The following is a 5,048-nucleotide window of genomic DNA, read 5'->3' as shown; positions in this document are numbered from 1 at the left end:
GGGGGGCGCCCGCCGGACCGCACCCAGGACCCCGCCGGGACCGCCGGCAACGGCCGACCGGGCGGGGGCGTGTCCGGCCCGGCGCGACTCGACCTCGGTGAACGTCAGCGCGGGCTTCTCCGCGACCGCCCGTCGCGGCGGACGCGTACCGCTCGACCGCGCGGGAACGGGCGTCGGCAGCGTGAACCACACGACCTTGCCCGACTCGCCGTCCGGCCGCACGCCCCAGCTCTCGCTGACCGCGGCGACCATCGCGAGGCCCCGCCCGCACGTGGCGAGCGGCTCACTGTCGTCGATGTCGGTCACGACCGGCAGACGCGGGTCGTGGTCGCGCACCGAGACCGTCAGACGGTCGAGCAGCAGCTCGATCTCCACGGTGCACGTCTTGTCGGGCTGCGCATGGCGGTGGACGTTGGTCAACAGCTCCGTCACACCGAGCGCCGCCCGGTCTATGAGGGGATCCAGATGCCAGTAGCGCAAGTGCGCTGAAAGGATTCTGCGGACCTGGCCGATCCGCGACGGCAGGGCTTGGAGCTCCACCGTGCAGTGCCTGCTCGGATGACTGATCACGGCTGCGACTCCCCGACGAGAAGGTCCGGAAGAACACGGAGTTCGGATCGATCCAGCAGGTGCCTGACTGAAAGTGGCCGCCTGCTGTCGTGCCCGGCGGCTGGTTCGCAGCGTAATCGCCGGTAAACCCAGAGTGATGTGAGACCAGCGTGACGCAGGGGGTGCGGTACCGCAACTCGCGGTGACTCAGCCCCGGCGCCCGGAGGCCCGGCGTACCGCCTCGATGAACCGCCGCGCCGCGGGCGGCCCGGGCTCACCCGGAGCGGGATCGTGCTCGCCCAGGGTCAGCAGGTAGCGGTTGCCGTTGAGGTCCGCGAGCGCCCGGTCGTCGGACGCGAACCAGGGCTTGGAGGCACGCACCGCCTGCACCGGCGCGCTGTCGATCTCGCTGCCGTAACTGGTGAGCAACTCCAGCCTGCCGTCGCTGATCCGGACCTGTCCGGCCCGGGTGAGCGAGCGCAACCTCTTCCCGATCCGCACGCCCGTAGCCGTGAACTCCGGCTCCGCCATGCCGTCCCGCCCCCTCGCGCGCCTCTGTGTGCCGGCCCGGGCTCCCGCGTGGGCCGGGAACCGGCTCGTCTCGTGATCCAGTGTGCGCCCCCGTCCGAGACGTCCGTCCCGTCCGGTGCAGTCTGCCCGCCACGGGCGTCGAGCACCAGTACGCATGACACCCCCGGCACCGGAGCCCGGAGCACTCGCGCGAATGCGCCCCCAGGCGGACCCGGCCCCGCCCCCAGGGCTGCCTTTGAGGCTCTCAAAGATGCGTTTATGCAGGTGAGAAGCGTGTTACGGCTGTCTATGATCGAGGTGTCGGCAGCGCGATCCGCCGTCGGCGCGAAGCAGAAGGAGCCCCGCCGTGAGCACCCCCCAGCAGACCCGGACCGGCGACACCCTCGACGTCGACCACAGCGACACCGCCTACCGCGGCTGGCTGAAAGAAGCCGTCCGCAAGGTCCAGGCCGACGCCAACCGCTCGGCCGACACCCACCTCCTGCGCTTCCCGCTCCCCGAGGCGTGGGGCATCGACCTGTACCTCAAGGACGAGTCCACCCACCCGACCGGCAGTCTCAAACACCGCCTCGCCCGCTCGCTCTTCCTCTACGGCCTGTGCAATGGCTGGATCCGGCCCGGCCGCCCGGTGATCGAGGCGTCCAGCGGCTCGACGGCCGTCTCCGAGGCGTACTTCGCCGGGCTGATCGGCGTGCCCTTCATCGCGGTCATGCCGCGCACGACGAGCGCCGAGAAGATCCGCCTCATCGAGTTCCACGGCGGCCGATGTCACTTCGTGGACGACCCGCGCACGATGTACGAGGAGTCCGCCCGCCTCGCGGTGGAGACCGGCGGCCACTACATGGACCAGTTCACCTACGCGGAACGCGCCACGGACTGGCGCGGGAACAACAACATCGCCGAATCCATCTTCCGCCAACTGGAGTTGGAGAGATTCCCGGAGCCCGCGTGGATCGTCGCCACGGCCGGCACCGGCGGCACCTCGGCGACCATCGCCCGCTACGTGCACTACATGCAGCACGACACCCGCATCTGTGTGGCCGATCCGGAGAACTCCTGCTTCTTCGAGGGCTGGACCACCGGCGATCCGGACGTCACCTGCGACTGCGGCTCCCGTATCGAGGGCATCGGCCGCCCGCGCATGGAGCCGAGCTTCGTGCCCGGCGCGATCGACCGCATGATGAAGGTCCCGGACGCGGCCAGCGTCGCCGCCGTACGCGCCCTGGAGCAGGCGATCGGCCGCAAGGCGGGCGGCTCGACCGGCACCGGCCTGTGGAGCGCGCTGAAGATCGTCGCCGAGATGGTGGCCGAGGGGCGCCGGGGGAGCGTGGTCACCCTGCTCTGCGACCCCGGCGACCGCTACCTCGACAAGTACTACTCGGACGTGTGGCTCGCCGAACAGGGCCTGGACATCGCGCCGTACACCGCCGCTATCGCCGCCCTGCTGAAGACGGGCGTGTGGCCGTCAGCCGGTGAGCCGCCGGTCCAGTGAGACGACGGCGTCCCGGAACGCGCGTCCCAGTCCCGCCCCGGCCGCCTTCAGGACGAGCCGGCAGGGTGCGTTGCCGTCCGCGGCGAAGGTCCACCGCACATGGGTGCCGGTCCCGGACGGAGTGAGACGCCACTCCTCGACGAGCGCGCGCAGGCCGGGCGCGTTGCCCACGTCGACGCGATAGGCGTACACCTCGGGTTCCTTGGCGACGACGACCGTCTCCAGGAAGCGTCCGCCGCCCTTGAGCCGGATGTCCCGTCGGCTGCCGTCCTCGGAGGCCTTGGCGCGGGTCACCGCCGCGAACCACTCGGCCCAGCCCGGCACGTCCTCGGCGAGCGCGCGGTAGACCGCCTCGGGCGGAGCGGACATCTCCCGGGTGAAGACGAAGCGCACGGGCGCGGTCTCGACGAACTCGGTCCCGACCGCGCGAAGTCGGTGAGCCATGGACACAACCTCCTGATGAGATCGGGAGGTTGTCACCCTAGCTGACAGTCAGTCAGCTGTCTGTGCCGCGCCCGGCTCACCCGCCACGACCAGCCGCCGCAGATGCTCCGAGATCTCGGCGCGCGCCGCCCCCGGCAGCCCCGCGTCCGTCACCAGCGTGTCGACCTGCTCCAGGGAGGCGAACGAACTCAGGCCCACCGTGCCCCACTTGGTGTGGTCGGCCACCACCACGACCCGGCGCGCCGACTGCACCAGCCGCCGGTTGGTCTCCGCCTCCGCGAGGTTCGGCGTCGACAGACCCGCCTCGACGGATATCCCGTGCACCCCGAGGAAGAGAACGTCGAAGTGGAGCGCCCCGATCGCCTGGTCGGCCACCGGCCCCACCAGCGAGTCCGACGGGGTGCGCACCCCGCCGGTCAGCACGACCGTGGCCGCGCCCTGACGGGGGCCCGTGGTGCGCTGCGCCGCGTGGAAGACGTCGGCGACCCGCACCGAGTTGGTGACCACGGTCAGATCCGGCACGTCCAGCAGATGGTGCGCCAGCGCGTAGGTCGTCGTACCGCCCGAGAGCGCGATCGCCGTACCGGGCGCCACCAGCTCCGCCGCGGAGCGCGCGATGTCCTCCTTGGCGGTCAGCTCCAGACCGGACTTGGCCTCGAAGCCGGGCTCGTGGGTGCTCGCCTCCACCACCGGGACCGCGCCGCCGTGCACCTTCTCCAGCACGCCCTGACGGGCCAGCGCGTCCAGATCGCGCCGCACGGTCATGTCCGACACGCCGAGCTTGCGCGTCAGCTCGTTGACCCGGACACCGCCGCGTCGGCGGACCTCGTCCAGGATCAGGGAGCGGCGCTGCTCCGCGAGGAGGTTCTGATTCTCACTCACGTACGCTCCGGTCCTTTCGCCTGGGGCCGTCCGACACCCCCCGTACACCTGCTCCGACGAGCACATTTTGCGCGCACCTGGTACGGGGACGTCCCATACTCGCACGCGCGGGGGCGGGCCGCGCCACCGGCTGCCGGCTCACGCGCACGTCAGCACGGCGACATCCCGCCCTCCCGCCGTCACACGTCTCGGGGAGATTCGGTGACGAGGGGTGTGCGCGACGCGCCGAGCGGAGATCCTTGTGCCCGCACGAACAGATGCCGACAGCGCGTCACGGGGGAAGTGCGAACAGTGGAACGTGTCTCGATCGGGGGCGTCAACGGCTCGGCCGCCCGCCCCGCGGAATCCCGGACCGCCCTGGAACTCCTGGTCCACGGAGTGGGCGGCACCACACCCGAGAAGATGCTCGACGATCCGCGCACCGTGCGGATCACCGGCGACGACACGGCGGCCGTCTTCCGGCGCGCCGACGACGTCGACGCCGAGTCCCGGCCGGACGACGGCCGCACCGGGCCGGTGCCCGAGGCCTACGTCTGGTGCAACCTCACCTCCGGCAACGGCACCCGCGCCCTGTGGCTGCTGTTGCTGCCCTTCATGGTCGTCAACCTCGCGCACTGGATGCGCCCCTCCGCCCGCGGCCGCAAGCGCACGGTCCGGTTCTACGGGCTGCTGGTACGCCTCGCGGGCCTGACCCTCACCGTGCTGCTGGTCGCCGCCGCCTGCGAGGTGGCCCTGGACCTCGCGGCCTGGCAGTGCGCGGGCACGCGCGCGTGTGCCGAGGCGCACTCCTGGCTGGGCTTCCTGTCGCCCGCCGTCTCGGACGACGGCTGGTGGAGCCTCCCCGGCCGCCGCCTCGCCCTCGCCGCGGTGGTCCCGGCCGCCCTCGTCGGCCTGCTCTGGTACCTGTCCCACCGCACCTGGAGCGCCTACGAGTCCCAGCAGCCCGTACCCCACGACGATCCCCTCGACGACCCCGAGGACAACGGCCGCACCGCGCTCGGCCGGCCCGGCTTCTGGTACGGCCGCCGGCTGGTCGCCCGCCTGCGCGCCGCCCACACCGCCGCCGGCCTGCTGACCGTCGCCGCCGCGGTCTCCTCGACCGCGGCCCGCTTCGACCGCGCCCCGGGCGGCCCCGCGCTCCTCGACGCCC

General features: G+C 72.1%; 5 protein-coding genes and 1 pseudogene. 2 read left to right on the top strand and 4 right to left on the bottom strand.

The genetic code is table 11. The annotated features are described in order from the left end of the window. On the bottom strand, positions 1–570 hold a 570-nt coding region (locus ABZ896_RS51925), incomplete at its 3' end, for an ATP-binding protein (RefSeq protein ID WP_360946276.1). Positions 571–756: 186 nt separating this feature from the next. Next, positions 757–1,080, bottom strand: coding sequence for a hypothetical protein (locus ABZ896_RS51920; protein WP_360946273.1), 324 nt, complete (start codon positions 1,078–1,080; stop codon positions 757–759). Positions 1,081–1,426: 346 nt separating this feature from the next. Between ABZ896_RS51920 and ABZ896_RS51915 the strand changes: the two genes are divergently transcribed. Beyond that, positions 1,427–2,572 carry a PLP-dependent cysteine synthase family protein gene (locus tag ABZ896_RS51915; RefSeq protein ID WP_360946270.1) on the top strand — a complete coding sequence of 382 codons (1,146 nt, stop codon included), beginning with the start codon at positions 1,427–1,429 and terminating at the stop codon, positions 2,570–2,572. Here ABZ896_RS51915 and ABZ896_RS51910 read toward each other — a convergent pair. Both ABZ896_RS51910 and ABZ896_RS51905 read right to left on the bottom strand, forming a co-directional pair. After that, positions 2,546–3,016: an SRPBCC family protein gene (locus ABZ896_RS51910; RefSeq protein WP_360946267.1), complete on the bottom strand. Its 471-nt coding sequence runs from the start codon at positions 3,014–3,016 to the stop codon at positions 2,546–2,548. The genes ABZ896_RS51915 and ABZ896_RS51910 overlap by 27 nt on opposite strands. 48 nt (positions 3,017–3,064) lie before the next feature. Continuing rightward, entirely contained in the window at positions 3,065–3,898 is an 834-nt protein-coding gene (locus ABZ896_RS51905; protein ID WP_360946264.1) for a DeoR/GlpR family DNA-binding transcription regulator, read from the bottom strand. Between the two features lie 402 nt (positions 3,899–4,300). Between ABZ896_RS51905 and ABZ896_RS51900 the strand changes: the two are divergent. Beyond that, positions 4,301–5,048 (top strand): annotated as a pseudogene (locus ABZ896_RS51900) (hypothetical protein); the annotation flags it as partial.

The organism is Streptomyces sp. NPDC047072 (assembly GCF_040643855.1).
Classification (GTDB): Bacteria; Actinomycetota; Actinomycetes; order Streptomycetales; family Streptomycetaceae; genus Streptomyces.
The sequence above is the reverse complement of the archived record's forward strand: the minus strand, read 5'-3'. Positions and strand labels throughout refer to the sequence as shown.

Coding starts and splice junctions, on each gene's coding strand:
- ABZ896_RS51910 (WP_360946267.1), bottom strand. CDS start 3,016: ATGGCTCACCGACTTCGCGCGGTCGGGACCGAGTTCGTCGAGACCGCG.
- ABZ896_RS51920 (WP_360946273.1), bottom strand. CDS start 1,080: ATGGCGGAGCCGGAGTTCACGGCTACGGGCGTGCGGATCGGGAAGAGG.